General features: G+C 31.8%; 23 protein-coding genes. 4 read left to right on the top strand and 19 right to left on the bottom strand.

Going from position 1 to position 25,174, the window contains the following annotated elements:
- The first annotated feature begins 188 nt into the window (after nucleotides 1-188).
- Nucleotides 189-2,270: a M1 family metallopeptidase gene (locus ABZP37_RS12685; protein ID WP_366183494.1), complete on the top strand. Its 2,082-nt coding sequence runs from the start codon at nucleotides 189-191 to the stop codon at nucleotides 2,268-2,270.
- A gap of 2 nt (nucleotides 2,271-2,272) precedes the next feature.
- Here ABZP37_RS12685 and ABZP37_RS12690 read toward each other — a convergent pair whose 3' ends face one another.
- On the bottom strand, nucleotides 2,273-2,794 hold the full coding sequence (locus ABZP37_RS12690; protein WP_366183495.1) for a hypothetical protein: 522 nt from the start codon (nucleotides 2,792-2,794) through the stop codon (nucleotides 2,273-2,275).
- A 109-nt stretch (nucleotides 2,795-2,903) separates the two neighbouring features.
- On the opposite strand from ABZP37_RS12690, the gene ABZP37_RS12695 reads away from it, so the two are divergent.
- Nucleotides 2,904-3,674 carry a TSUP family transporter gene (locus ABZP37_RS12695; protein WP_366183496.1) on the top strand — a complete coding sequence of 257 codons (771 nt, stop codon included), beginning with the start codon at nucleotides 2,904-2,906 and terminating at the stop codon, nucleotides 3,672-3,674.
- Between the two features lie 77 nt (nucleotides 3,675-3,751).
- Here ABZP37_RS12695 and ABZP37_RS12700 read toward each other — a convergent pair whose 3' ends face one another.
- The 6 genes from ABZP37_RS12700 to hxpB form a co-directional block, all read right to left on the bottom strand.
- A complete protein-coding gene (locus ABZP37_RS12700; RefSeq protein WP_366183497.1) occupies nucleotides 3,752-4,912 on the bottom strand; it encodes an MFS transporter in 1,161 nt (386 codons plus the stop codon).
- A gap of 306 nt (nucleotides 4,913-5,218) precedes the next feature.
- Nucleotides 5,219-6,055, bottom strand: a complete 837-nt coding sequence (locus ABZP37_RS12705; protein ID WP_366183498.1) for a hypothetical protein — start codon at nucleotides 6,053-6,055, stop codon at nucleotides 5,219-5,221.
- A gap of 61 nt (nucleotides 6,056-6,116) precedes the next feature.
- Complete coding sequence (locus ABZP37_RS12710; RefSeq protein WP_366183499.1) at nucleotides 6,117-6,941, bottom strand: mechanosensitive ion channel domain-containing protein; 825 nt, start codon at nucleotides 6,939-6,941, stop codon at nucleotides 6,117-6,119.
- 135 nt (nucleotides 6,942-7,076) lie between these two features.
- The gene (locus ABZP37_RS12715) at nucleotides 7,077-8,819 is read right to left on the bottom strand and encodes an APC family permease (RefSeq protein ID WP_366183500.1); all 1,743 of its coding nucleotides are present in this window, start codon (nucleotides 8,817-8,819) and stop codon (nucleotides 7,077-7,079) included.
- Nucleotides 8,820-9,003: 184 nt separating this feature from the next.
- Complete coding sequence (locus ABZP37_RS12720) at nucleotides 9,004-9,492, bottom strand: nuclear transport factor 2 family protein (protein WP_366183501.1); 489 nt, start codon at nucleotides 9,490-9,492, stop codon at nucleotides 9,004-9,006.
- 136 nt (nucleotides 9,493-9,628) lie between these two features.
- Nucleotides 9,629-10,279 (bottom strand): hexitol phosphatase HxpB, encoded by a 651-nt coding sequence (gene hxpB / locus ABZP37_RS12725; protein WP_366183502.1) that lies wholly within the window; start codon nucleotides 10,277-10,279, stop codon nucleotides 9,629-9,631.
- A 493-nt stretch (nucleotides 10,280-10,772) separates the two neighbouring features.
- On the opposite strand from hxpB, the gene ABZP37_RS12730 reads away from it, so the two are divergent.
- Both ABZP37_RS12730 and ABZP37_RS12735 read left to right on the top strand, forming a co-directional pair.
- Complete coding sequence (locus ABZP37_RS12730) at nucleotides 10,773-12,689, top strand: DUF294 nucleotidyltransferase-like domain-containing protein (RefSeq protein ID WP_366183503.1); 1,917 nt, start codon at nucleotides 10,773-10,775, stop codon at nucleotides 12,687-12,689.
- A gap of 23 nt (nucleotides 12,690-12,712) precedes the next feature.
- Complete coding sequence (locus ABZP37_RS12735; RefSeq protein WP_366183504.1) at nucleotides 12,713-13,288, top strand: exonuclease domain-containing protein; 576 nt, start codon at nucleotides 12,713-12,715, stop codon at nucleotides 13,286-13,288.
- Here ABZP37_RS12735 and ABZP37_RS12740 read toward each other — a convergent pair.
- The 12 genes from ABZP37_RS12740 to lpxD form a co-directional block, all read right to left on the bottom strand.
- Nucleotides 13,281-14,240 carry a putative sulfate exporter family transporter gene (locus ABZP37_RS12740; RefSeq protein ID WP_366183505.1) on the bottom strand — a complete coding sequence of 320 codons (960 nt, stop codon included), beginning with the start codon at nucleotides 14,238-14,240 and terminating at the stop codon, nucleotides 13,281-13,283. The two genes, ABZP37_RS12735 and ABZP37_RS12740, sit on opposite strands and share 8 nt — an antisense overlap.
- 74 nt (nucleotides 14,241-14,314) lie before the next feature.
- A complete protein-coding gene (locus ABZP37_RS12745; protein WP_366183506.1) occupies nucleotides 14,315-15,211 on the bottom strand; it encodes a LysR family transcriptional regulator in 897 nt (298 codons plus the stop codon).
- 30 nt (nucleotides 15,212-15,241) lie between these two features.
- The gene (locus ABZP37_RS12750; RefSeq protein WP_366183507.1) at nucleotides 15,242-17,269 is read right to left on the bottom strand and encodes a hypothetical protein; all 2,028 of its coding nucleotides are present in this window, start codon (nucleotides 17,267-17,269) and stop codon (nucleotides 15,242-15,244) included.
- Nucleotides 17,270-17,348: 79 nt separating this feature from the next.
- Nucleotides 17,349-18,095, bottom strand: coding sequence for a 3-oxoacyl-[acyl-carrier-protein] reductase (gene fabG, locus ABZP37_RS12755; protein WP_366183508.1), 747 nt, complete (start codon nucleotides 18,093-18,095; stop codon nucleotides 17,349-17,351).
- Nucleotides 18,096-18,220: 125 nt separating this feature from the next.
- Nucleotides 18,221-18,646 carry a hypothetical protein gene (locus ABZP37_RS12760; protein ID WP_366183509.1) on the bottom strand — a complete coding sequence of 142 codons (426 nt, stop codon included), beginning with the start codon at nucleotides 18,644-18,646 and terminating at the stop codon, nucleotides 18,221-18,223.
- Between the two features lie 217 nt (nucleotides 18,647-18,863).
- The gene (gene sucD, locus ABZP37_RS12765; RefSeq protein WP_366183510.1) at nucleotides 18,864-19,736 is read right to left on the bottom strand and encodes a succinate--CoA ligase subunit alpha; all 873 of its coding nucleotides are present in this window, start codon (nucleotides 19,734-19,736) and stop codon (nucleotides 18,864-18,866) included.
- Nucleotides 19,737-19,832: 96 nt separating this feature from the next.
- Complete coding sequence (locus ABZP37_RS12770) at nucleotides 19,833-20,195, bottom strand: nuclear transport factor 2 family protein (protein ID WP_366183511.1); 363 nt, start codon at nucleotides 20,193-20,195, stop codon at nucleotides 19,833-19,835.
- Nucleotides 20,196-20,197: 2 nt separating this feature from the next.
- Nucleotides 20,198-21,127: a UDP-3-O-(3-hydroxymyristoyl)glucosamine N-acyltransferase gene (locus tag ABZP37_RS12775; RefSeq protein WP_366183512.1), complete on the bottom strand. Its 930-nt coding sequence runs from the start codon at nucleotides 21,125-21,127 to the stop codon at nucleotides 20,198-20,200.
- A gap of 82 nt (nucleotides 21,128-21,209) precedes the next feature.
- Nucleotides 21,210-21,776 carry an elongation factor P gene (efp, locus tag ABZP37_RS12780; protein WP_366183513.1) on the bottom strand — a complete coding sequence of 189 codons (567 nt, stop codon included), beginning with the start codon at nucleotides 21,774-21,776 and terminating at the stop codon, nucleotides 21,210-21,212.
- 85 nt (nucleotides 21,777-21,861) lie between these two features.
- Nucleotides 21,862-22,650: an acyl-ACP--UDP-N-acetylglucosamine O-acyltransferase gene (gene lpxA, locus ABZP37_RS12785; RefSeq protein WP_366183514.1), complete on the bottom strand. Its 789-nt coding sequence runs from the start codon at nucleotides 22,648-22,650 to the stop codon at nucleotides 21,862-21,864.
- A gap of 52 nt (nucleotides 22,651-22,702) precedes the next feature.
- Entirely contained in the window at nucleotides 22,703-24,097 is a 1,395-nt protein-coding gene (locus ABZP37_RS12790; protein WP_366183515.1) for a bifunctional UDP-3-O-[3-hydroxymyristoyl] N-acetylglucosamine deacetylase/3-hydroxyacyl-ACP dehydratase, read from the bottom strand.
- On the bottom strand, nucleotides 24,090-25,133 hold the full coding sequence (lpxD, locus tag ABZP37_RS12795) for a UDP-3-O-(3-hydroxymyristoyl)glucosamine N-acyltransferase (protein WP_366183516.1): 1,044 nt from the start codon (nucleotides 25,131-25,133) through the stop codon (nucleotides 24,090-24,092). Before lpxD ends, ABZP37_RS12790 begins: the two co-directional genes overlap by 8 nt.
- Nucleotides 25,134-25,174: the final 41 nt, after the last annotated feature.

The following is a 25,174-nucleotide window of genomic DNA, read 5'->3' on the forward strand; positions in this document are numbered from 1 at the left end:
TATGAGCCTTCTATTTTCTATGATTCTATGTATTTAAAATTTTAACATCCAGATAGTAATTTAAATTTCTCTAATCTGTGTTCTAAATATTAAACATCTGGCATACTAAATCTCCAATAGATTCTTCCTTACTAAATAAACATTCAAAACCTTTTGTAACTTTGGATTTTAAAAAATTAATTCAGTCTATGAAATACCTTTTTTTATTTATTTCCTATATAACTATTGCCCAGCAAATTAAATCGGTGGATTTTACAGAATCTTGTGGTAAAATAGCAATGAACACCAAAGAAAAATCTATTTCTGGAAAGGTGATTTATGAGTTTAAAGTGTTGAAAGCTATTGACACCATTAGTATTGATGCACAAAATATGATTTTTGAAAATGTACTGGTTAACGGAAAATCATTAGTTTATAGAAATACAGACAAACAATTGCAGCTAATCGCTCCGTTTAAAAAAGGAAAGTATACGTTACAATTGGATTACAAAGCAATTCCAAAACAAGCTTTGTATTTTGTAGGTAATTTTGAAGCTTCGGGAGACTCTAAAATTCCGTCACAAATTTGGACACAAGGACAAGGTCGATATACGAGTAATTGGTATCCGAGTTTTGATAATGTGAATGAAAAGGTAATTTTTAATCTTGAAATTACTTTTGACAAAGGATATCAAGTAGCCGCCAATGGTGTTTTGAAATCTAAAAAAGAGCAAAACGAAAAAACAGTTTGGCAATACCATATGAATAAACCTATGAGTTCATATTTACTAATGTTAGGAATTGGACAATATGATATTTACAAAGAAAAATCCAAAAGTGGAATTCCGTTAGAAATGTATTTAGAAAAAGTTGATGCTTCCAAGTTTGAAACTACCTACAGAGGTTCTAAAGAAATTTTTGATTTTGTAGAAAAGAAAATAGGAGTAAAGTACCCTTGGAAAGTCTATCGCCAAATTCCAGTTCATGACTTTTTATATGCGGGAATGGAAAATACTTCTTCGACCATTTTTGCAAGTCGGTATGTGGTGGATGCAATCGGTCTTGAAGATAGAAGTTACACAAATGTCAATGCACACGAATTAGCGCACCAATGGTTTGGAGACTTAATTACGGCAGAAAGCGGAAAACACCATTGGTTACAAGAAGGCTTTGCAACATATTATGCATTACTGACTGAGAAAGAATTAAAAGGCGAAGATTATTTTTATGCTAAAATGTATGAATCAGCGCAGCAGTTAAAATATGCTTCCCGAACGGATACTATTCCTGTTTTGAATGCCAAAGCAAGCTCATTGAGTTTTTATCAAAAAGGGGCTTGGGCTTTGTTTATTTTACAAGATGCTATTGGCGAACAAGCTTTTGCAAAAGCGGTACAATCGTACTTAAAAAAGCACCAATACGAGTCGGTTACAACGGCTGATTTTTTTGCTGAAATTAAAAAAGTATCTGATTATGACTTAGTTAATTTTAGTAAAGTATGGCTAGAAGACTATCGTTTTAATACACAAGAAGCCAATGAGTTATTGTTTAAAAATAAAATGATAAAAATGCTATTTGATGTGGAATCAAAAAAGAAAGTCACATTGACTGAAAAAGAAACTTTTTTTAAAAACATCTTACTATCGAATGCCAATATATTGATCAAAAAAGCTATTCTTAATCAATTGAAAACTGAAAAATGGGAAGACAAAAAGAGATTGTTTCAAGAAGCAATAAATACAAAAAATATTGAATTAAGACAGCAAATTGCTATTTTAACTCCAAAGATTCCAGAAGATTTTCGATTAGATTATGAAACCTTATTAAATGATAAATCGTATCAAACTCAAGAAATAACTTTATACTATTTGTGGAAAAATTTTCCAGAACATCGTTTTCAATATCTAGATCAGTCCAAAGAATGGATGGGTTTCAACGATTATAATTTGCGAACATTATGGCTATCTTTAGCGTTGTCAACGCCCAATTATATTACTGTCAAACAACCATTAATTGACGAATTGATTCAATATTCTAGTCCACAATATGAAGCGATTACAAGAGAAAATGCACTAGAGAAATTAATTGGATTTAAGATTATCAATGACAAAGTATTGATTAATTTGGTAAAAGCAACCACGCACCATATGTGGCAGTTTTCTAAATTTGGACGCGATACCATACGAAAAATGCTCAAAGAAGAAGATATGAAATCCTCCTTTGAGCACATTTTACTTCAATTGAACGAAACGGAAAAATTTCAGCTGAATCGTTTATTGAAAGAGTTATAGCATTACCACATTTCGCTTACTTCGTCTTTTATATATGCTATAGCGGTACTACTTGGAGCTGTTTTTTCGAATAAATCATTCAAAACTAATTCCCGTAAACCGTCAGCATCTATTACTTTTTCATTTTTGGTAGCTACTCGAATCATTTGGATTGTAGCATTTTTGGCGGTCAATAGTATGGACCAACACTTTGCTGAAACATAGATTTGTTGTGCCAAATTATGCTCAAACTCTTGTTCGATTTGGGCAATTAAATAGTTTTGATAATCGTTTTTATCTGTTGAAATAGGATGTACGCGAACTAATAATTGCGATGGATTAATACGTTCCATAAGTAAAGTCAGCCGTTCATAGGCTTGTAATCGTAATGGCAAAATTATAGGCTTGGTTTCCTTTTGCAATAACCAACGTCTCGTATTTTGTTGGTCTTTAAAATGTGCATCGAATAAGTAATATGCAACGCCTCCTGTAATTAATGAAGGAATAGTGTAGGAGAGAAGTTCTATCAAATGAGTTGAATCCATTGTAAAATCAATTTTAAGTCACAAAAATATACTTTTTTGAATAGAATATGTGTAGCATTATCAATTTTGGAATGTTATTTTTGCGAACTAAACTTTTCAAAAGTCGTTCATGGAAACCTATATTCTGATTTTGTTGTGTGTAGCGGCTTTTGTGGCTGGTTTTATTGATGCTATTGTTGGCGGAGGCGGATTGATACAAACACCAGCAGGACTAATTTTATTGCCAAATTTACCCGTTTCGACCGTTATTGGAACCTTGAAAATTCCTGCTTTTAGTGGTACTTCTTTTGCTGCTTTTCAGTATTTAAAAAAAGTTACTATGAACTGGCGGTTGTTGTTTTTGATGATGGCTATTGCAACACCATCTGCTTTTGCAGGCTCGACACTTTTAACTTATATGAGTAATGATTTCATGAAACCATTACTGTTGTTTATTCTATCGTTATTAGCGATTTATACGTATGCAAAGAAAAATTTCGGTCAACATATTGAAAAAAATCTGTCCAAACGAACTCAAATTATTAATGCTGTCCTTATTAGTTTTATAGTTGGGATGTACGACGGTTTTATTGGTCCTGGAACTGGTAGTTTTTTTGTAGTAGCATTTATTGCTTTGATGGGCTTTGATTTTTTACAGGCTTCCGCAAATGCCAAAATGGTTAATTTGGCGACCAATTTTGGTTCCATCGTATTGTTTATGATTAAAGGTAAAATCATTTGGATGATTGCGATTCCAATGGCAGTGAGCAATGCACTTGGCGGATGGTTTGGAGCAAAACTAGCAATTAACAAAGGGAATGGTTTTATCCGAATCTTCTTTTTGGTTGTGGTTGTGGGAACGTTGATTCGTTTTGCGTATGATGTTTTTTGGAATAAATGAAATTATTTATTGAATCATATCAATCTATATTAAGAGTGTAAGTGCATATAGTTTTGGGTATACTTCTTTCGAATTACTTAATTATCCTTTGTTTTAAGAAAATACAATCCAATTACCGGACCAATGGCTAAGATTGTAAACAAGTACAATTCATTACTGTCATCCATAAAATAGCTAATCAATTGGATACTTACAATCGTGATAAAAAAACCGATGCAATTGACCATTGTAATGACAGAGCCTTTCATATTTTGTGGTGCTTTTTGAGCAATTAATGTCGAAAAAAGCGGGGAATCTGCTATTACTACAAACGACCAAAAGAATAGAAATGCCAAAAACCATGCTTCTGAATTGACTTGTAAAAACAGTGGGGAGATTAAGCAGCAAAAGCCAGATAAGAACAAGATGATTTTGGAAAGTTTTTTGGTTCCAACAACTTTAGACAAATAACCACTAAAAACACAGGCTAAACTTCCAATAGCAATGACGTAAAAGCTTAGTAAAGAACTATTTGTTTCCAAGGGTTGATGGTGTCTGTAGTAATTTTGAATCATCAAGGGGACAAAAGTCCAGAACGCATACAGTTCCCACATATGGCCAAAATATCCAACAGCAGCCGAAGTTAATTCTTTGTTTTTGAAAGCGTCAAAAACTGCCATCATCCGAAAAGATTTACCGGCAGTTCTATAAGGTCCGTCTGGAACCAAAACAAACAGTAAAAGCCCGCCAATAACTGAAAACAGGGAAGTTGCATAAGTAACATATTGCCAAGGTAAATTGAGGGTAAAGCTTTTGATAAAATGAGGGAAAGCAGTTCCTAAAACTAAAGCTCCAACCAAATAGCCCAATGATTTACCTAAACCTTGTTGGTAATAATCTGCTGCAATTTTAATTCCGATGGGATAAATTCCAGCTAGAAAGAAACCGGTTAAAAAACGAACCATTAAAAGGAGCGTAGGAGTAAGCTCTGGAAGATTAACTCCCAAATTAAAAAAACCTGCTAAAAGCGCACTAATAAAAAAAACTAGTGAAGGTGAGTAGCGATCAGCAATTGAGAATAATGCATAAAACAAAGTTCCTAGAATAAATCCTAATTGAATTGCGCTAGTACTATGAGCTAAAAAATTATTAGAAACTCCTAATTTTTGTATCAATTCTGGTAAAATGGCGTTACCGGCAAACCAGAGTGAAGTACATAAAAATTGAGATAAAACAATGATGAATAATACTTTTTTCATTGGTTATAAAACAGTAGATCCCTTTTTGTTATGTGGGTATCTAAATTTAGTTGTTTTTTTATTTGAACGGGTATAATTAAAATTCACATCATTCAGATATTAAGATAAAATAGGCTAACATCTTAGATTTGTAAATATCAAAATAGTGATTTAAGGTGTGGTTTTGCGTGAGGGATAGTAGTGTAAAGCCCACAAACAAGTGGAGCGATAGCGGAACTTGCTGAGGACTTGTAACGAATAGCCCGACCCGCTTTTTCAGCGGGTCACGCCCAAATTAATTTATTTGATAAATTTAAACTTTTACAGCTATAACTTGGTATAAACTCCAAAATTTAAAGAAGGTGCTAGGGGAGCGTTATCGTTTCCAAAAGCACCAAAAACAGCAACGTTAGCACCAAATTTGTCTTGTTTGAATTCGTAATTAAATTTTGCTCCTAAGGCATTGTATGTCTGACGATCTAAATAGGATGGCCATTGTGTGGGATTGTTGTTATATGCTTTTTCGTTGGAAACTACATTTTTAGTATTTAAAGCTAAAATTAAATGTCCTTTAGGTATGATGTTGTAGCCTAGTTCAGCATCAAATTTCAAATAATCAGAGTAATCGTTACTCATATAACCATAACCAATATTTCCAAAATAGTACCATTTCCCAGAACTAGTTCCTGCAGAAACATAAGGAATCAAAGTATTCGCGGCAAATCCTGTACTTAACTTTTGGCCACCAATTCCAGACCCGGTATCAATGGTATTGGCTATATATTGTAAGCCAGAACTAATTTTCCAGTTTTGATCATAAATTTTATATTTAAGACCTAAAGTTATATTTCCTAATCCTGAAAGATTGGCGGTATTTGAGTTTAGATTTGACTCTACATTAGTAAATTTATATGGAAGTATTAATTGCGCTTCGAGTTTATTAGTAAGTCCATATTCAACATAGAGTTGGGTTGTAATATCTGAATAATCAGCATTTAAATCAACAGTTTTTCCATCAATTTCAGCTTGGTTGTAAAAGATCCCGGAAACTCCTAATTGTACATAAGCTTTTCCTTGTTCTCTTGTCCATGGGCTTTGTGCTTGTACAATTTGTGTAAAAAATGCTAAGGTAATCACGGAGAGGTATAAGGCTGTTTTTTTCATAATGTATAAATTTTACTGTTTAGTCGTTTGAAAATATAAAACCTGACACAATATACTAAATTTAATTATCACTTATTGACCCATCAAAATGAATAACGCTTTGTGGAAACGGAATCGTAATATTGTTTTCTTTGAAAAGTTTAAAAATCCTAATTCTAATTTCACTTTTGACATTTTCTACTCTAAAAACATTTTCGGACCAAAATATCACTGAAAAATCAAGTGAAGAATTCCCGAAATCCGAAAGTCGAATGAATGGTTTTGGGTCTTTTTGGACACCTTCTTGTTGCTCAACAGCTTCTTGAAGAACCTGTAAAACTAATGATACATCAGAGCTATAATCAACCCCTACATTAACTTCAAAACGGGAAGAAAGGTTACTGTGTGTCCAGTTAATAATCTGGTTACGAGTTAAATCAGTATTGGGTAGAATAATATATTTATCGTCTCGAGTCAGCACAGTTGTTGTTCTTAGATTGATTTCCTTTACGATACAAACTAATCCATTAGCATCAATGATATCATTCACTTTTACAGAGGAATCTACCAATAAAACGATACCTGAAACAAAGTCACTGAAGAGGTTTTGTAAACCTAATCCAATTCCAACTAATAAAGCTGCTGAACCTGCAACTAACACGGACAAGTTAAATCCTAAAAATTGTAATCCAAAAATGATAGCAAAAACAAGGACAAAATATTTTAATAAACTATAAATAGAATATTTTTTGGCAATATCAATTTTGTCGGTTTTGTAAATTCCTTTCTTAATTATTTTCAATAAAATTAAAGTAATAAAAACGAATACAATCAACGAAAGAATACTAGTAACGGTCATATTAAAATGTCCCGATTGGAATAGTGTGTAAGTTAAAATTTCATTCATTATAAGAAGTATTAATTCGTTTTATTGCTGTAAAATTACTGAATAAAAACACTTTATTTCGCTACGAAATAAAAATGCCACAGATTAAAATTCATAAATCATTTTAACCTGTGGCATTTTGTATAAAATCAATTATTACATAATCAATCGAACTCCACCTAATTCTGATACTCTATATGAGAAACGGTCACCAGGAGAACCGATAAACATAAAGTTTTTTGGGATATTCCATTCATTAGACAATGTATCGATTATTTCTGGACCAAAAACGCCCTCTAATTCAATAAATTCAATGTCAATTTCTGGATATGCTCTATCCAATACTTTTAAATCCGAGATAAGCAATTCATTGTTTTCGTGATCTTTATTGATGTTTACGATTTTTAACTTCTTTGTAGATTCGTTATTTTGAACATATTGCATTACTTTATTAATAATAGCAACATCATCCCCTTTAGTAAAAAACACAAACTCTTGTGATTCAATTTTTAGGTTCATTTTTAATAAATAGCGATTACTAAAAATAACCATTTTACGTAAAGGTTTGTAAAAATATTCCAAAGCATCTATTAAAAGTCTAATTAACAAAGAGCGGTTAAGCATAATAGCAACAAAACCAAAAGCAGGAATTAAATATTGTAAAAAGGTATAAAATGAATTGACATTCAGTTTTATATTTCCAATAAAGGCGGTAATGATTAATGCTACAGCAAACACTACTGCAATACCACGTGCTCTCTCTGGTCTAGGTAGTTTTCTTCTTTTAAATTTCAACAATAGATTTCCGATTCCGAATAACCCCATCACGGCCAAAAATGAAAAAGTATAAACACCTGCAAGTGCTATGATATCTCCTTTTGTTACTAGTAAAACCGAAATACAAAGGATTAAAAAGCTAATTATAATTCGGTAATTTGAACCTCTTTTATTTTGTTTTAAAAAATAATTGGGTAAAATTCTATCTAATGTCATACGATTTAATAATCCCGAAACCCCCACAAACGAAGTTAAAACCGCACCACATAATACTAAAACAGCATCAATTGAGATTAAATAAGCCAACCATGATCCTCCAGTAGTAGAACCTAAATGTGCTAAAAGCGATTCTTGATGTTCACCTACCTGAGCTAATGGAATGATACAGATAAGTAACAAAGCAATTACAGGGTTGAAAAAACTAACAATTGCCCACATGTTACGAAGTGTTTTTGGAAAAACACCTTGCTCTTGTTCTTCAACAAAGTTAGCTGAACTTTCAAAACCTGAAATCCCTAACATAGCTGCTGAAAAACCTAAAAATAAAGCATTTACAATGGTACCAGATGTAATAGGCATGCTCCAGTTCATATTAAAAACGTCTAGTCCATTCATGAAAATAAACCAAACAGAAGCTATAACCAACAGACTTAAGGTAGTTAAATGGGTAATAAAAATTACTACTGCTACAATTGCAGATTCACCGATACCAACTATAGCGAGCCCCGTAAATAATAATAAAATAATAATAGTAGCAATTGTTATATTGATACCAGGAGCTATATTGTGCAGATAATGCATCCCTTCAGATGCAGAAATTACTGCAGTAGCCATATAGGACAAAACGGTAAGCGTTGCTGCAACAGAAGCTAGTCTTTTGGAAGAAGTGTTTAAAAGTACATTGTAAGCACCTCCATTTAATGGTAAGGCCCCAACTACTTCACCATAAATTTTTCTAAATAAGAAAAGTACAACAGCAACAAATAATAATGAAATCCAGGCATATTGCCCAGCATACATAATGGTTAATGCTGATACATACAAACAGGAAGAACTAATATCATTTCCACAAATTGCTGTGGCTTGTAATTCATTTAATTTAGGGTGTAATACTTTTTTCATTATTTAATTTTTATATAAACCGACGCAAGGTAATGGTTTGTTAATTATTTCCCAATAATATTATTGTAAATTAATTAAAGGTCTTATTTCCTTCTATGGTAATATCTTTATTAGTAGATCAAATATTTTTATTCTTGTTGCATTCAATTTCTGACTTAAGGCAAATGGAATATTTATTGAAGAGTTAAATAGAATTATTATTTCTATGTAATGCTTTGTATTTATTTAATAAAAGCAAAGTTTTTTCTTGTATTTTTTCCTGCATAAAACCCGTCCATCCAAAAAGACTTCCTTTTAAACCTAAAGCTTGTCTTGACCATTTCCAAATATCAAAATCATCAGTATGTTTGATAATAAGTCCGTCTTTGAAATGAAAATTAGCAGAAATACTATTAACCACTTTTCTATTAGTTGCACTATAATAATATGTTGCAGTCCACAGAGCAGAGCCTAAAAATTCGTCAGCTTTTACATTTGATAAACTGATGTGTAAGTCTCCCTTGCTTTTTTCAATTAACATTGACCACATAGTCAAAACATCATTGCCTTTTAATAGCCCAAAAATGGGATCTCTGAATTTTACATCTGGGTGATAACATCTAAAAATAGTTGATGTATCAGAAGTAGATAAAGCGGAATAAAATTTATGAATCGTTTTCTCGTTTGGTGTCATCTTTTGGGGGCAAATTGTGTAGTAAAAATAGTTTTTTTTTTGTTTATTTTTACTTTTTTAATGTAATTTGGTAATTAATGAGTAGGAGAGGCTTATTTTATGAATTTTATTAAAAAAACATAATGACTATAAGTCCCTAATTAGAAACCTTTAAATAATCTATTACGTCAAACATGGAAGTTAAAATTTCATCAGCCAAAGTAAACCTAGGGTCTTTCGCGTTTTCAGGAATTACCAATGTTTTCATTGAAGCTGATTTAGCAGCAATCATTCCGGTTACACTGTCTTCCAAAACAAAACAATCATTAGTTGTAACTTTTAATTTTTTGGCAACATTCAAGTAAACTGCTGGATGTGGTTTACCATAATCTTCGTTGTCAGCGCTACATACTACCTTAAAATAGAAACTAATATTAAGTTTCCTAAAAACAGCGTTAATTATAGGAATACTTGAAGAAGTACCCAAAGCAATATTAAAACTATTATTGGTTAAGTAATCTAAAAGTTCATATAGACCTTCTTTTGCTTCTCCTTTTTCACCTATTAATGTAACTACAGAGTTTATAATTTCTTTTTCAATTACTTTGGGGTCTACCGATAATTGATATAGTTGGCACCATGTCAAGGCCACATCATCGATTCGTTTTCCCATGGTATATTGTATACAGTCTTGAGCAGTGATAGTTACATTTTGATTGGCCAAAACTTTAATTTGAGCATCTCGCCAAATGGGTTCAGAGTCAATAATTACTCCGTCCATATCGAATATAAAGGTGTTTTTTTTCAATTCTATATATAAATTTAGGTGTTTTTCTATATTTTACTTTGAACACAAAACTAACAAATTGCTTTTTGTCTAAAGTTAATTGTTTTGTAATTATTATTATTTGAATATGAATACGTTTTTCACGGGTACTTATTTTATATAAGTCTCAAAAGCTGGACAAGGAAATATATATAGAGGGATTGTTTTAGGTTTTGGAAACAATAAAGGTGTCAAAATAGAAAATATAACTGTTTCTATTTTGAACTATAATTTATATTATGTAAAATAGAAATTATTAAACACTATTCCATCTTAAGAACTATAGTAATCATTAAAAAATTAATGATTACTATAGTACCACACTCAATATCAATAAAAACGGCAAATTAATTTAGAAATTCTGATAAAAAACAGTGTAAAAAGCATTTTCAATAAAAGAACTATAATCATAGGTATTACTATGTTTTTTGATTGTTTAATTTATTAATTTTGCAAAACTCAATTAAATATTACTATGAATTCAATTGCTGCTCAAATTGCTGATTTTTTAAAAGAATGTGTACCATTTAATCATTTATCAATTCAAGAATTATCAGAAATCGCATCTAGCATTAGAGTGATAAATTTGGAGAAAAACAAAACGCTTTTCAAAGTAAACGAGCCTTTACAAGATTGTTTTTATGTGGTTGCTTCAGGTCTTATTAATCTTTATGCTACAGTGGATGCCGAAGAAACAATTTTAAATAAATGTCATCAGGGAACTATTTTTGGATTACGTCCATTTTTTGCTAAAAATAATTATATGATGACAGCAAAAGCACGTGAAGAAAGCATTGTTTATGCTATTCCAATTGCTGTTTTTAGACCTTTTGTGGCCAACAATCCAGATGTTTTGAATTTATTACTTGAAAATTTTGCTCTTGACAAACGTAATACAAATGACAAGGACAATTATGAAAATAATCTTATTTCTGAAAATGCTTTTTTTACAGGCCAACAATCTGGGATGCAAATTTTTCAAAATCTAACATTCAATACAACTCCTTTAATTACCTCGGGAAATAGTATTGTTAAAGATGTGGCGCAACTAATGGCCGAAATGAGAGTCAATAATGCTATTGTTGTAGAGAATAACCTTCCTGTTGGAATAGTTACTGATATGGATATGTCCTCCAAAATAGCAACTGGCCGCTACCCTATAACCGCCACAGTAGATACAATTATGACATGGCCAGTGATTACTGTATCCGAAAATGTTTCCTTGGCTGAAGCTCAATTGTTGATGTTAAAGAATAATGTAACACATTTATGTGTTACAATTGATGGTTCAGATAAGACTGAAGTTAAAGGAATTATAACCGAACATGATTTGATTTTGGCTCAAGCCAATAATCCGGGGGTATTAATCAAAGAAATAAAACGCTCCCAAACAGCAAGTGAATTAAAACAAATACGTTCTCGTTTAGGAGATATTATCCAGTCTTCTATTCAAAAAAATATTCCTTTGACGCATATTTCAAATATTGCTAGTGAGGTTAATTTTGCCATTTTGAAAAGAGCAGTAGAACAATCTATTTTGGAATTAGGCTCCCCTCCTGCTCGTTTTGCTTGGTTTAGCATTGGGAGTCAGGCTAGAAAAGAACAATTGTTGCTTACTGATCAAGATAGTTTTTTAGTCTTTGAAGATGTAGCCCCAGAAAAATATAGAGAAGTCAAAGATTATTTTTTGCAATTGGCAAAAAAATCAACTTTAAAATTAGAAAAAGTGGGGTATTCTGTATGTCCAAATGGACATGTAGCAAGTAATATGGTTTGGTGTAAATCATTGTCAGACTGGTTGAAACAATTCGATTCATGGATGAAGAATCCTGGTGAAAAGAACAATGAATTGAGTAGTATCTTTTTTGATTATGAAATTATTTTTGGAGATCAAAGGATTGAAGAAGCTTTAAATTCTATTGTTTTTGAAAATACGCTGAATAATATTCTTTTTTATGATTTTCTAGGTAATGACGCTTTGAGAAAAAATGCACCATTGAGCTTTTTTAAGAAATTCTTAGTCGAAGAAGAAGGTCCTAACAAAGATAAATTTGATATTAAAACAAGAGCGCTAATGCCGCTTATTGATGGTGCTCGTATGTTTACGTTAAGTTTTGGTATTAAAGGAATTAACAATACTTATGTGAGGTTCAAACAATTAGCTATTACAGATCCAAAACACTCTGAGGTATATCTTGATTGTGCTGACGCCTATTCAGCTTTAACAAAATTCAGAACTCTTGAAGGAATAAAAAATGATGATACGGGACAATTTATCAACATCGAGGAATTGTCAAAAAGTGATCGTGAAAAACTCAAAAATGCGCTCTTACCAATGAAAGAATTGGAAGATTTGATCAAACATAAATTTCAATTAACTCAATTTTCTTAATTATGCTAGATTGGTTAAAAACTATGAATAAAGTATATCCAGAATTCTGGAAAACATACTTAGCAACATTCAATAAAAAATCAAAAAGATATGTGGTCCTGTCTATTGAAGCTACAGGTGGAAATTTGCATAATGATGTGATTTTAACTATTGGAGCATTCTCAGTTATTGATGACAGTATTCATATTGGAGATAGTTTCGAGACGGTTTTGATGCAATACAAATATTTTCATGATAACAAACTTCCTTTTGATTTTATTGTTGAAAGTAAGTTAAAAAAAATGGGAGAACCCGATGCTATAAAAGCTTTTATTGATTATTTAGGAAATGCAATTTTAGTGGGCCATGATATCAGTTTTAGCTTAGAAATGATTAATGTAGCATTAGAACGTTTGGAATGTGGTCATTTAAAAAATGAAGCTTTGGATGTTACTATTATGCATCAAAAGTTAATTGAAATTACCGATCAAGATTTTACTTTTGATGAATTATTAAAAGTATATAAAATTCCAAATGATGAAAAAGGATCATCTCCTGATGCTGCTTATAAAACAGCTTTATTGTTTTTAAAATTAAAATCCAGATTGGGTATTAAATAAAATACATAATAGATACTAAAGACATAATAGCTATAAATAGCCATAATATAACACCATGTAATAAAGGTTTAAAACCAACTGAAACTAATACATTAAAATTTAGTCCTGAACCGATTAAAAATAAAGTTATTGTTAATCCAATTTTTGCCATCAAAACTACTTTTGGAGCAATGGTTGTAATTTCAGAAATGTACGTATTTAAAAGCATGGCGATAATAAAGAAGCCTATAAAATAAGGGATTTTAATTTTACTAGATTTATTTTTAAAGATGATTGTTGTTAATAATGCTACTGGAATTATCCACAACGCTCTTGCTAGTTTTACTGTGGTTGCAATAGCCAAAGCTTCTGTTCCATATTTATTTGCCGCTCCTACTACTGAACTTGTGTCATGAATAGCAATAGCACACCATAATCCAAATTCTTGTTGTGTAAGTTGTAACCAATGACCAATAGCTGGAAATAAAAAGAGAGCTATCGAGTTTAGTATAAAAATAACTCCCAAAGCAACAGATGTTTGCTTTTCATCTGATTTTATAATAGGTGCAATCGCAGCAATAGCACTACCTCCGCAAATTGCAGTACCACAAGATATTAAGTGTACTGTTTTCCTTTCGATTAAAAACCATTTTCCCAGTAGAACTCCAATAGTAATAGTACTTACAATTGAAATTATTGTAAATAAAAAACTTGTAGAACCTATGGCAACAGCTTGATATACATTCATCCCAAAACCCAAACCTACCACCGAGAATTGAAGTAAGTATCGAATAGCAATATGGTTAAAAGGTAAAAAGGGATGACCAGAAACATTGGCCACTACTAACCCAAGTAACAATGCTATTGGCGGCGTAATTCCTGCGGTCAAGCACAAAATTAGTAAAACAATAAAAATTAGTTTCTGAAATCTTGGATTTACTTTAATAAAAGGATGTGCATTTTCACTTTCCATTGTAACGAGTGTTAGGATTACATGTCAAAGGTGCATTGTTTATTTGGATAACAACCATTCAAAATAACGATATGCTATAACTTTAAGTTATAATGTTTAATCAGGTTTTTAATAAATAATGCTGTCAAAGCATTTTGACTTCCTTGTAGCGTAATAATATAAAAATAACGTTCAATCGCTAGATTATCAACATCAATAATCATTAATTCATTATTCTTCAGTTCTTTATTCACAGCATGAATAGACATAAAAGCAACACAATCAGAACTCGATAAATAAGATTTGATACTTTCAGTACTTCCTAGTTGCATTTCAATTGTTAACTTATTAAGTGAAATGTTTTCTTTCTTTAAACTGTGTTCAATCACTTCTAATGTACCTGAACCTACTTCTCTGGTCAAGAATTTTAGTGTTTCTAATTCAGTTATCGAAATATTCCTTTTCCGTGCTAATGGATGATTCGTTCTGCAAACCAAAACTATTTCATCTTTTAAAAATGCTGTGTATTTTATAGAAGGATTTTTAGATTGTCCTTCCACGATACCCACTTCAATTTCTTTGTTAATCAAAGCATTTTCAATATGTTCCGTATTTCCATTTCTTAAGTTTACCTTAATATCTTTTAATTTCGAATGAAAATCAGCTAACAACGGTGAAATCACATATTGAGAAATGGTAGTACTCGCGCCCAATCGAAGTGAACCTTGGCGTTCTTTTGTCAAAATACTCATATCAAAATCGATAGTACGGTAGATTTCAAAAATATTTCGGCTGTGTTTTAATAAAATTTCACCTGCTTGAGTCAGGGATATTTTAGAACCTTTTCGATCAAAAAGCTTTATTTTATAACTGTCTTCTAATTCTTGAATGTGTTTGCTTACCGCAGGTTGCGTAATATACAATTCACTTGCCGCTTTAGTAAAACTTAAGCGATTGGCAGCTGTAACAAAAACTTGAAGTCTATAATCCATTATTAAATATTAATTAAAAGAAAATCGTTCTTACAATAAGCCATTGTATTTTCTAACAAACCATTCGATAGAAAGAAAAAGAGTAATTAAAATCAATAGCCAATACCATTCAATTATAGGAGAACGACTGATAGTGTTTTTTTGGATTGCTTTATAATCTGAATCATTCAATAGAGACTGTTCTAATTGCTCCATTTGATTAGGATAATAAAGCTTCCCTCTTGTTTGGCTAGCCAGTTGATTTAGTTTTTCGGCATCGGAATTTACAAATTGTTTTTCAATGTCAAAATCCAAAATATCAAACGTACTGGTGTAATTATTATTGGTATTTAATTCCTTGACAGTAAAAGCATAGTTACCTGGTTCAAGTCCGTCCAGGTTAACTTTGTATGAACTATTTGATTTCAGTAAATCATAATTTTTAGTTTGTTTTGTCTTTGTGTTTCTAACTGCAATCGTTAAATGTGCTTTCTCATCAAACTCATAATTTTTATTAAAAAATTGAGCATTAATTTCTATCGATTCTCCCGAATTATAAAAATTTTCATGATTGACAATCAATGCTTTTTTGGAGTTGTTCAAAACTAAAAACTGAATAGTCTTGTCTATAAAAACATCATATTTATCAAATGACTGATTATTGATATTGGTTTGTAAACGCCATCTCCAACTGTTTTCTCCAAATAGAAAAGCCATACGTTTTCCTTGACTCTCTGCAAATGATAATAAAGGTGCATCGGTATCGATGTTTCTAATCTTGGAAGACAACAGAACAGAAACAGAACTTTTTGAAATAATTTTACCAAAAGGATTTTCTAAAGGAGGTAAATTTTCGAAACCAATATTTTCAATAGCAAACTGATTAAACTGCTCATTGAATTTACCAGTAAAATCTTCAGGTTGACCACTCATTTTAAACTCAAAATAATTTTGATTTTGATTCAAAAAACTAAAATCAGTGTGCATTCCTGTAATTATAAATGCATTAACTCCTGCTTTTTTAATTTGTTCAAAAACAGATTTAAAACTAATATTTGGCTGGTACAAAATACAAACAGCATAATCTTCTAATGCGTTGACTTCAATAGGCTTAATGATAGTTACTTTACGTTGTTCATTAGATTCTATAGAGCGTTTTAAAGCAGCAATATCAGGGTGAGTAATAGCTGAAATAATTGCAATATTTGTTTTTTGATTGAGAATCTCTACCGCAAAATTCTTAGTATTATTATAAGTGTTTTTTTCTTTTTCTACGGATAAAATAGTCACTTTGAATACTTGTACTCCTACTCTTTCAGCCGGTAAAAGTAAGTTGACAGTCGCACTTTTATTCGTACTTGAAAAAGAAACTTTTTGTTTTGCAATAATAGAATTTCCTTGTGAAATGGATAATTCAGCCTGAATGTTTTTATCTCCGGAATAGTTCATAAATACTTCTACAGGAAATTTATTCTTGTAAAAAGCATATTTATTCACATTGAGTTGGTTGATTTTTAAGTCTAATACTTTTGTAGTATCTCCCACCACAATTGGAAAAACTTTGTTGGTGTTGTCAAAAGTAAAAACATAATCATTACCTGAAGTTTGATTTCCATCGGTAATAATGACTGTTGGATAAATTAGATTGCGATTGTAATTTTTTAATTTTTCAGCAATTCCATCAAAATTGGTTTGAGTTCCTTTAAAATCAAAAATATCTAAATATTTAAATTCGGAATCAAATTGATAGGATTGGATATTGAATTTATCTGCTAACTTCTTACTATTACTCAAGTATTGGTAAGATTCTAAAGCTGTTTTAGAAGCATTTAAATGTACAATAGAACTAGAATTATCTACTACAATTGATAATGGAGGCTTAATTACTTCTAGTGTATTTCTTGTAATTACGGGATTTATTAATAAAATAAAAATTCCAAAAAGTGATAAAAAACGCAAAAAAGCCAAAAACAAATTCAGATTGGATTTGCTTTTGGCTTTATAATAATATTGAAAAAATGACAAACCTCCTGCTATTAGCAAAGAAAGTAAAAGTAGTAGTATTGTTGATTTATTCATATTTAGTAATACAATTTAGTCGCAGTGATCAGTTGCAGTGATCAGTTGAATACTGCAAACTGGGATTGTAAACTGTTTACTATGTTAGCATTCCTCCACACACATTAAGTGTTTGTCCTGTTATATAAGCACTCATATCCGAAGCTAAGAAAAGACAAGCATTAGCAACGTCTACAGTAGATCCACCACGTTTCAACGGAATTCCGTCTCTCCATCCTTGAACTACTTCTTCGCTTAATTTTGATGTCATTTCTGTTTCGATAAAACCTGGAGCAATTGCATTGCAACGAATGTTACGAGAGCCTAATTCTAAGGCTACAGATTTTGTAAAACCAATAACACCTGCTTTTGAAGCCGCATAATTCGTTTGTCCTGCGTTTCCTTGTACACCTACTACACTACTCATGTTGATGATAGAACCTGCACGTTTTTTCAAAAATGTTTTTTGAACCGCTTTGGTCATATTAAACACCGATTTTAAGTTAACTGCAATAACAGAGTCAAAATCAGCTTCTGAGATACGCATTAACAAATTATCTTTAGTGATTCCAGCGTTGTTGATTAAGATATCAATAGTTCCAAAATCTTCCAAAACTTTATCTACCAAAATTTGTGCTTCATTAAAATCAGCTGCATTAGATTGGTATCCTTTAGCTTTAATTCCTAAAGCGTTTAATTCATTTTCTAATTCTAAAGCTGATGCTGCGGAAGAACTGTATGTAAAAGCGACATTAGCACCATGTTTAGCAAAAACTTCTGCTACTCCTCTACCAATTCCGCGACTTGCTCCTGTTATAATGGCAACTTTTCCTTCTAGTAATTTCATATTTTTAGATGTATATTTATTGTATTTGGAAATACAAATATAGATTATTTAAGTGTTTTATAAAATTAGTTATATAAAAAAAGCCCCACAGATGCAGAGCTTTTTTATAATTTAATGGAAAATGACTAGAAAGCTACATTCCATCTTGGTAATTTCCCGTTTTTAGTTAAGAAATTTTGCAAAACTTGACCTTCTACAGAAGTTGGAATTCCTTTGTCTGCATCATTAAATGTTTCAAACCAAAGAACTTCTAGTCTTTCGATGTTTTCGATTTTCATTTGTGCTGGCCATGAATATTTTCTTCCTGTTTTAGCAAATTGATGTCCGTTTACAATTTTATCATACAAACCACCATTTTTACTTTTCAAAGAACCGTCATTTTGAACTGTTCCTGTAGAACCTACCATGATTAATTCTTTATCATCACCGTTGATTGCGTTTACAACAAATACTCCACTTCCTTCTGAAGCATTACAAGCATCTTCTAAACTGTCTTCGATAGTAAAAGTAAAACTATTGTTTTCTTTGTATTTTTCTAATTCTTTGTACATAATTGTTTGTTTATTATTTTGTGGTTTTCGACAAAAAAATACCCCACAAAATCGTGAGGATTCATCATAACCAATCGTTTATCAATCTTATAATTATTATTCGTACTGAATAATCAGTGTTTTTTAATAAAGTGCAAAGGTATTTCTTTAATTCTATTTTATACTAAAAAAGCCCCACAAAATGTGAGGCTTCTTATATTTTAATTTTAGAAAAAGATTATCCTAAAACTTCTTTTACTTTTTTACCAATTTCAGCTGGTGAATCAACAACGTAAATTCCGTTATCTCTCATGATTTGTTTTTTGGCAGCAGCAGTATCATCAGTACCTCCAACAATTGCACCAGCGTGCCCCATTGTTCTACCAGCAGGAGCAGTTTCTCCAGCGATAAAACCAATTACAGGCTTACGGTTACCATCAGCTTTGATCCATTTAGCAGCATCTGCTTCTAATTGACCACCAATTTCACCAATCATAATGATACACTCCGTTTCAGGATCGTTCATTAACAATTCAACCGCTTCTTTTGTAGTTGTTCCAATGATTGGATCTCCACCAATACCGATAGCAGTAGTAATTCCTAATCCTTGTTTTACTACTTGATCCGCAGCTTCATAAGTTAAAGTTCCAGATTTAGAAACGATTCCTACAGTTCCTTTTTTGAAAACAAAACCTGGCATAATACCAACTTTAGCTTCACCCGGAGTAATAACACCTGGACAGTTAGGACCAATTAATCTTGCATTTCTTGCCTTTACATAACCATTTGCTTTAATCATATCTGCAACAGGAATTCCTTCTGTAATAGCTATAATTACTTTGATACCTGCATCTGCAGCTTCCATAATTGCATCTGCAGCAAAAGCTGGCGGTACAAAAATGATAGTCGTATCAGCTCCAGCTTGTTCAACCGCATCTTTTACTGTATTAAAAACAGGACGGTCTAAATGTGTAGAACCACCTTTACCGGGTGTAACTCCTCCAACAACGTTAGTACCATATTCAATCATTTGAGAAGCGTGGAATGTTCCTTCACTTCCTGTAAATCCTTGAACAATTATTTTGGAATCTTTATTAACTAAAACACTCATGATATATATTTTATGTAGTTTTTAAATTTTGTGTTGCAAAAATAGAAAATAGTAGGCAGTAATCTGTATTGAAAATCCGATTTTTTAACACAAAATTCAGGGTTTTTGACTGATTTGAAACCCACGGAATAATTTATTGTCTTTTATCTCCCAAATTACCATAAAATATCCCAGTAACATATCTTCTCTAGGGTTTTCAATGGTTTTTACTAAGTGGGAATAACGAACTGAAATCGTATCTCCTTCTGCTACTATATGGCTTATTTTTACTTTTGAACGAACATATCCTTTGCTTAATTCCTTAGTAAAATTTATAATATCTTTATAATCAAATTTAGAAAATCCGCCACTATTATTCCAATCGAACGTAATTTCAGGATGTATATACTCCTTCATTATTTCACAATTGATTAAAGCATCTGATTTGTAAAAATCAACAACTAATTCTTTTGCAGTCATAACTATCGTAATTTGGTTAAGATTTCAGGGATTTTTTTAAGATTTGCTAACTGTTTAAGTTGTTCTCTTGATTCTTGAATTGGTGTCCCAAAATAGGATTTACCACCTACAACAGATTTTGTAACACCCGTTTGCCCCATGATAACGGCTTTAGCTCCTATGGTAATTCCACTAGTGGTTCCTACTTGTCCCCAAAGTGTTACTTCATCTTCAATTATCACACAACCTGCAATACCAGTTTGTGAAGCAATTAAACATTTTTCACCAATAACGGTATCGTGTCCAACGTGAACTTGATTGTCTATTTTAGTTCCTTCTCCAATAGTAGTATCTCCAGTAACTCCTTTGTCAATGGTACAAAGCGCACCAATGCCTACGTTATCCTTGATAACTACTCTTCCTCCAGAAACCAATTGGTCAAAACCTGATTCTCTTTTTTTATAATAAAAAGCATCAGCTCCTAAAATAGTTCCCGCATGAATAATTACATTATTTCCAATAACGGTATGGTCATAAATTGAAACATTTGAGTGAATCAGACAATTATCACCTATAACAACATTATTTCCAATGAAAACATTGGGTTGAATAATAGTTCCTTCACCTATTTTTGCCGAAGCAGCAATGGAAGTGGAAGAATATCGAAAAGGTTTGAAGTGATTGGTTAACTTATTAAAGTCTCTAAATGGATCATCAGAGATTAAAAGTGTTTTTCCATTTGGACAATCTACAATTTTATTAATCAATACAATAGTAGCAGCCGAATTAAGTGCTTTGTCGTAATATTTAGGATGATCCACAAAAACAATATCTCCAGATTCAACCACATGAATTTCGTTCATGCCTAGAACAGGAAAGTCCTTTGCTCCAACAAATTCGCATTGAAGCAAATTTGCAATTTCTTCTAAAGTATGTCCTTTTGGAAACTTCATATTATACTAATTGTATTTGATTAATAGTTTTACTTTTCCGTATTCAATATTAATTAGAATTGAATACGGAAAAGTATAAAAACTACTCTTTTACACGCTCCATGTAATTACCTGAAGCGGTGTCAATTTTAATTTTATCACCTTCATTAATAAATAAAGGAACGTTTACAGAAGCACCCGTTTCTACAGTTGCTGATTTTGTTGCATTTGTAGCTGTATTCCCTTTAATTCCAGGTTCTGCATAAGTTACTTCAAGTACCACTGATGAAGGCATATCTACAGAAAGAGGTAATTCGGTTTCAGTATTGATACTCACCATTACACTTTCACCTTCCTTTAATAAATCAGGAGAATCTAATATGTTTTTATTCAAAGAAATTTGTTCGAAAGATTCTACATTCATAAAATGGAATAAATCACCTTCTGGATATAAATATTGAAATTTATGGTTTTCAACACGAACTTCTTCGATTTTGTGTCCAGCCGAAAAAGTATTGTCTAAAACTTTACCATTTGATAAACTTCTAAGTTTTGTACGAACAAAAGCAGGTCCTTTCCCCGGTTTAACATGAAGAAATTCGATTATTTTATAAATATCATTATTGTATTTTATACACAATCCGTTTTTAATATCTGATGTAGATGCCATTTATTTTGCTTTTGGCTAATAGCTTTTACTATTAGCAGTTTATATTTAATTTTTCATCTTTTGGCCAAAAGCCAAAAGATATTTATTACGAAGTACTACTTGTATATCCTTTCATCACTCCTCTTGATGAGTTTCTAATAAAATCTAAAATTTCATCACGTTCTGGAGTCGCTTCCATTTCTGCTTCAATGATACCGATTGCTTGTGTAGTATTGTAATTTTTTTGGTAAAGAATGCGATAAATATCTTGAATTTCTCTGATTTTTTCAGTGGTAAATCCTCTTCTTCTCAATCCAACAGAATTGATTCCTACGTAAGATAATGGTTCTTTAGCAGCTTTGGTATATGGAGGAACGTCCTTTCTTAATAAAGAACCTCCTGAAATCATAGAATGAGCTCCAATACTAATAAATTGATGTACGGCCGATAATCCACCAATTACCGCGTAATTACCTACTGTAACATGACCTCCTAATAAAACTCCATTAACGATAATTGCATTGTCTCCAATGTGGCAATCGTGTGCAATATGGGCAGTTGCCATAATCAAACAGTTGTTTCCAATGGTAGTTTGCCCTGAAGCAATTGTACCTCTATTGATTGTAACACATTCTCTGATAGTACAATTATCACCTATAATGGCTAGAGAATCTTCTCCACCAAACTTTAAATCTTGAGGAACAGCAGAAATAACGGCACCTGGAAAGATGTTGCAATTTTTACCAATTCTAGCACCTTCCATAATGGTTACATTGGATCCAATCCAAGTACCATCACCAATAATAACATTATTATGGATGGTTGTAAAAGGTTCTATAACCACATTTTTTGCGATTTTTGCACCTGGATGAACATAAGCTAATGGTTGATTCATCTACTATTTTTTAAATTAGATTATCTACGGAGTAAAACTCCTAAAATGATTCTTAGTGTTTTGGTTTTAGAGCAATTTGAGCCATTAACTCAGCCTCTGCTACTAATTTTCCATTAGCATACGCATTAGCCTGCATGTGACAAATTCCTCTACGAATAGGTGTAATCAAATCACATTTGAATAACAAGGTATCCCCTGGTAATACTTTGTGTTTGAATTTTACATTATCCATTTTCATGAAATAAGTCAAATAATTTTCTGGATCTGGAACAGTACTTAAAACAAGAATCCCTCCTGTTTGTGCCATCGCTTCAACGATTAATACTCCAGGCATTACTGGTGCTTCTGGAAAGTGTCCTACAAAGAAATTTTCATTCATAGTTACGTTTTTCATCCCTACCACATGGTTTTCTGACATTTCGATGATTCGATCAATCAATAAAAATGGAGGTCTATGAGGTAAAACCGACATGATTTTATGAATATCCATTAATGGCTCTGCATGTAAATCAAAAGAGGGAACAAAATTACGTTGTTCTATTTTTATGATTTTTGCCATTTTTTTAGCAAATTGGGTATTTACAAAATGTCCTGGTTTATTAGCAATAACTTTTCCTTGGATTCTAGTTCCAATCAAAGCCAAATCTCCTACTACATCAAGCAATTTATGCCTAGCTGCTTCGTTTGGATAGTGCAAAGTAAGATTGTCTAATATCCCATTTGGTTTTACTTTCAAAGTTTCTTTACCAAAAGATACTTTCAATTTTTCCATAGTACTTTCAGATATGTCTTTGTCAACATAAACGATAGCATTATTTAAGTCACCTCCTTTAATCAAACCATTTTCTAATAATGATTCTAATTCATGCAGGAAGCTAAAAGTTCTAGAATTTGCGATTTCCGTTTTGAAATCATTCATGTTTTTTAGCGTAGCATTTTGAGTACCTAAGATTTTAGTACCAAAATCCACCATAGTAGTTACACTGTAGGAATCACTAGGCATCACAAGAATTTCACTTCCAGACTCTTCGTCGGTAAATGAAATTACTTCTTTGACTACATAAACGTTTCGTTTAGCATTTTGTTCTTCAACTCCTGCTTTTTCAAGAGCTTCAACAAAATATTTAGATGAACCATCCATTATAGGTAATTCTGAAGCATTTAGCTCAATGATAACATTGTCTAAATCACATCCGACTAGTGCCGCTAAAACATGCTCAGGGGTTTGAATTTTGACACCTAATTTTTCTAAATTAGTCCCTCTTTGTGTATTAACAACATAATTTGCATCTGCTTCAACAACAGGATGTCCCTCTAAATCAACTCTTACAAAAGTAAAACCATTATTTACTGGAGCAGGTTTGAAAGTCATACTAACTTCTTTACCTGTGTGTAATCCAACCCCAGTTAGGGAGATTTCTGTGTTGATGGTCTTCTGTTTAACCATTGTTTACGTTTTTTGTGTTTAAAATTTGTTTCTTTAACTCTTCTAATTCAGTAATTATTTTAGGTAAGTTCTTGAAATGAACATACGATTTACTAAAATCATTATATCCAAAAGTAGGACTACCTTGTAATACCTCATTATCTTTTATATTTCTACCAACTCCTGATTGTGCTTGAATGCGAACATTGTTTCCAATAGTCAAATGCCCCGCAATACCTACTTGTCCGCCAATCATTGCATTTTTGCCGATTTTTGTAGAACCTGCAATTCCCGTTTGTGCTGCAATTACAGTATTTTCACCAATTTCGACATTATGGGCTACTTGTACCTGATTATCTAATTTTACTCCTTTTCGAATAATAGTAGACCCCATAGTTGCTCTATCAATAGTAGTGCAAGATCCTATTTCTACATCATCTTCAATAACTACATTTCCTATTTGAGGTATCTTCTTGAAAGAACCATCAGGATTTGGTGCAAAACCAAAACCATCAGAACCAATAATAGTTCCCGAATGTATTTTACACTGATTGCCTATTTCTGTTTCAGAGTATATTTTAGCTCCTGAATATAAGGTTACGTTGTTCCCTATTTTTACATTATCTCCTATATAACAATTGGGGTAAATTTTTACATCATCCCCTATTTTTACATTGTTACCAATATAACTAAAACTACCTAAATAAAAATTATCTCCATAAGTTACACTATCCGAAATCACAGAGGGCTGTTCAATACCATCTTTTTGCCCCTTAACTTGGTCGTAAAACTCAAGTAGTTTTGTGAAAGAAAGATAAGCGTCCTCTACTTTAATTAATGTTGTTTTAATTTCGTTCTCAGGCACAAAAGTCTTATTAACAATCGTAATTGATGCTTCTGTAGTATATATATAACTGTTGTATTTAGGATTGGATAAAAAAGTTAAAGAACCGTCTTTACCTTCTTCAATTTTAGATAATTGATAAACTTCAGCATTCGGATTACCAACTACTTCTCCTTCTAAAATACCCGCTATTTGTTCTGCTGTAAATTTCATCTTGTTAAAATTATTTTTATATAGCCTTAATAAATTTTTGT

It is taken from the genome of Flavobacterium ovatum (assembly GCF_040703125.1).
GTDB classification, from domain to species: Bacteria; Bacteroidota; Bacteroidia; order Flavobacteriales; family Flavobacteriaceae; genus Flavobacterium; species Flavobacterium ovatum.

Bases quoted from the DNA above. Each gene is read 5' to 3' on its own strand.
- ABZP37_RS12685 (WP_366183494.1), top strand. From the start codon at position 189: ATGAAATACCTTTTTTTATTTATTTCCTATATAACTATTGCCCAGCAA.
- ABZP37_RS12690 (WP_366183495.1), bottom strand. From the start codon at position 2,794: ATGGATTCAACTCATTTGATAGAACTTCTCTCCTACACTATTCCTTCA.
- ABZP37_RS12695 (WP_366183496.1), top strand. From the start codon at position 2,904: ATGGAAACCTATATTCTGATTTTGTTGTGTGTAGCGGCTTTTGTGGCT.
- ABZP37_RS12700 (WP_366183497.1), bottom strand. From the start codon at position 4,912: ATGAAAAAAGTATTATTCATCATTGTTTTATCTCAATTTTTATGTACT.
- ABZP37_RS12705 (WP_366183498.1), bottom strand. From the start codon at position 6,055: ATGAAAAAAACAGCCTTATACCTCTCCGTGATTACCTTAGCATTTTTT.
- ABZP37_RS12710 (WP_366183499.1), bottom strand. From the start codon at position 6,941: ATGAATGAAATTTTAACTTACACACTATTCCAATCGGGACATTTTAAT.
- ABZP37_RS12715 (WP_366183500.1), bottom strand. From the start codon at position 8,819: ATGAAAAAAGTATTACACCCTAAATTAAATGAATTACAAGCCACAGCA.
- ABZP37_RS12720 (WP_366183501.1), bottom strand. From the start codon at position 9,492: ATGACACCAAACGAGAAAACGATTCATAAATTTTATTCCGCTTTATCT.
- ABZP37_RS12730 (WP_366183503.1), top strand. From the start codon at position 10,773: ATGAATTCAATTGCTGCTCAAATTGCTGATTTTTTAAAAGAATGTGTA.
- ABZP37_RS12735 (WP_366183504.1), top strand. From the start codon at position 12,713: ATGAATAAAGTATATCCAGAATTCTGGAAAACATACTTAGCAACATTC.
- ABZP37_RS12740 (WP_366183505.1), bottom strand. From the start codon at position 14,240: ATGGAAAGTGAAAATGCACATCCTTTTATTAAAGTAAATCCAAGATTT.
- ABZP37_RS12745 (WP_366183506.1), bottom strand. From the start codon at position 15,211: ATGGATTATAGACTTCAAGTTTTTGTTACAGCTGCCAATCGCTTAAGT.
- ABZP37_RS12750 (WP_366183507.1), bottom strand. From the start codon at position 17,269: ATGAATAAATCAACAATACTACTACTTTTACTTTCTTTGCTAATAGCA.
- fabG (WP_366183508.1), bottom strand. From the start codon at position 18,095: ATGAAATTACTAGAAGGAAAAGTTGCCATTATAACAGGAGCAAGTCGC.
- ABZP37_RS12760 (WP_366183509.1), bottom strand. From the start codon at position 18,646: ATGTACAAAGAATTAGAAAAATACAAAGAAAACAATAGTTTTACTTTT.
- sucD (WP_366183510.1), bottom strand. From the start codon at position 19,736: ATGAGTGTTTTAGTTAATAAAGATTCCAAAATAATTGTTCAAGGATTT.
- ABZP37_RS12770 (WP_366183511.1), bottom strand. From the start codon at position 20,195: ATGACTGCAAAAGAATTAGTTGTTGATTTTTACAAATCAGATGCTTTA.
- ABZP37_RS12775 (WP_366183512.1), bottom strand. From the start codon at position 21,127: ATGAAGTTTCCAAAAGGACATACTTTAGAAGAAATTGCAAATTTGCTT.
- efp (WP_366183513.1), bottom strand. From the start codon at position 21,776: ATGGCATCTACATCAGATATTAAAAACGGATTGTGTATAAAATACAAT.
- lpxA (WP_366183514.1), bottom strand. From the start codon at position 22,650: ATGAATCAACCATTAGCTTATGTTCATCCAGGTGCAAAAATCGCAAAA.
- ABZP37_RS12790 (WP_366183515.1), bottom strand. From the start codon at position 24,097: ATGGTTAAACAGAAGACCATCAACACAGAAATCTCCCTAACTGGGGTT.
- lpxD (WP_366183516.1), bottom strand. From the start codon at position 25,133: ATGAAATTTACAGCAGAACAAATAGCGGGTATTTTAGAAGGAGAAGTA.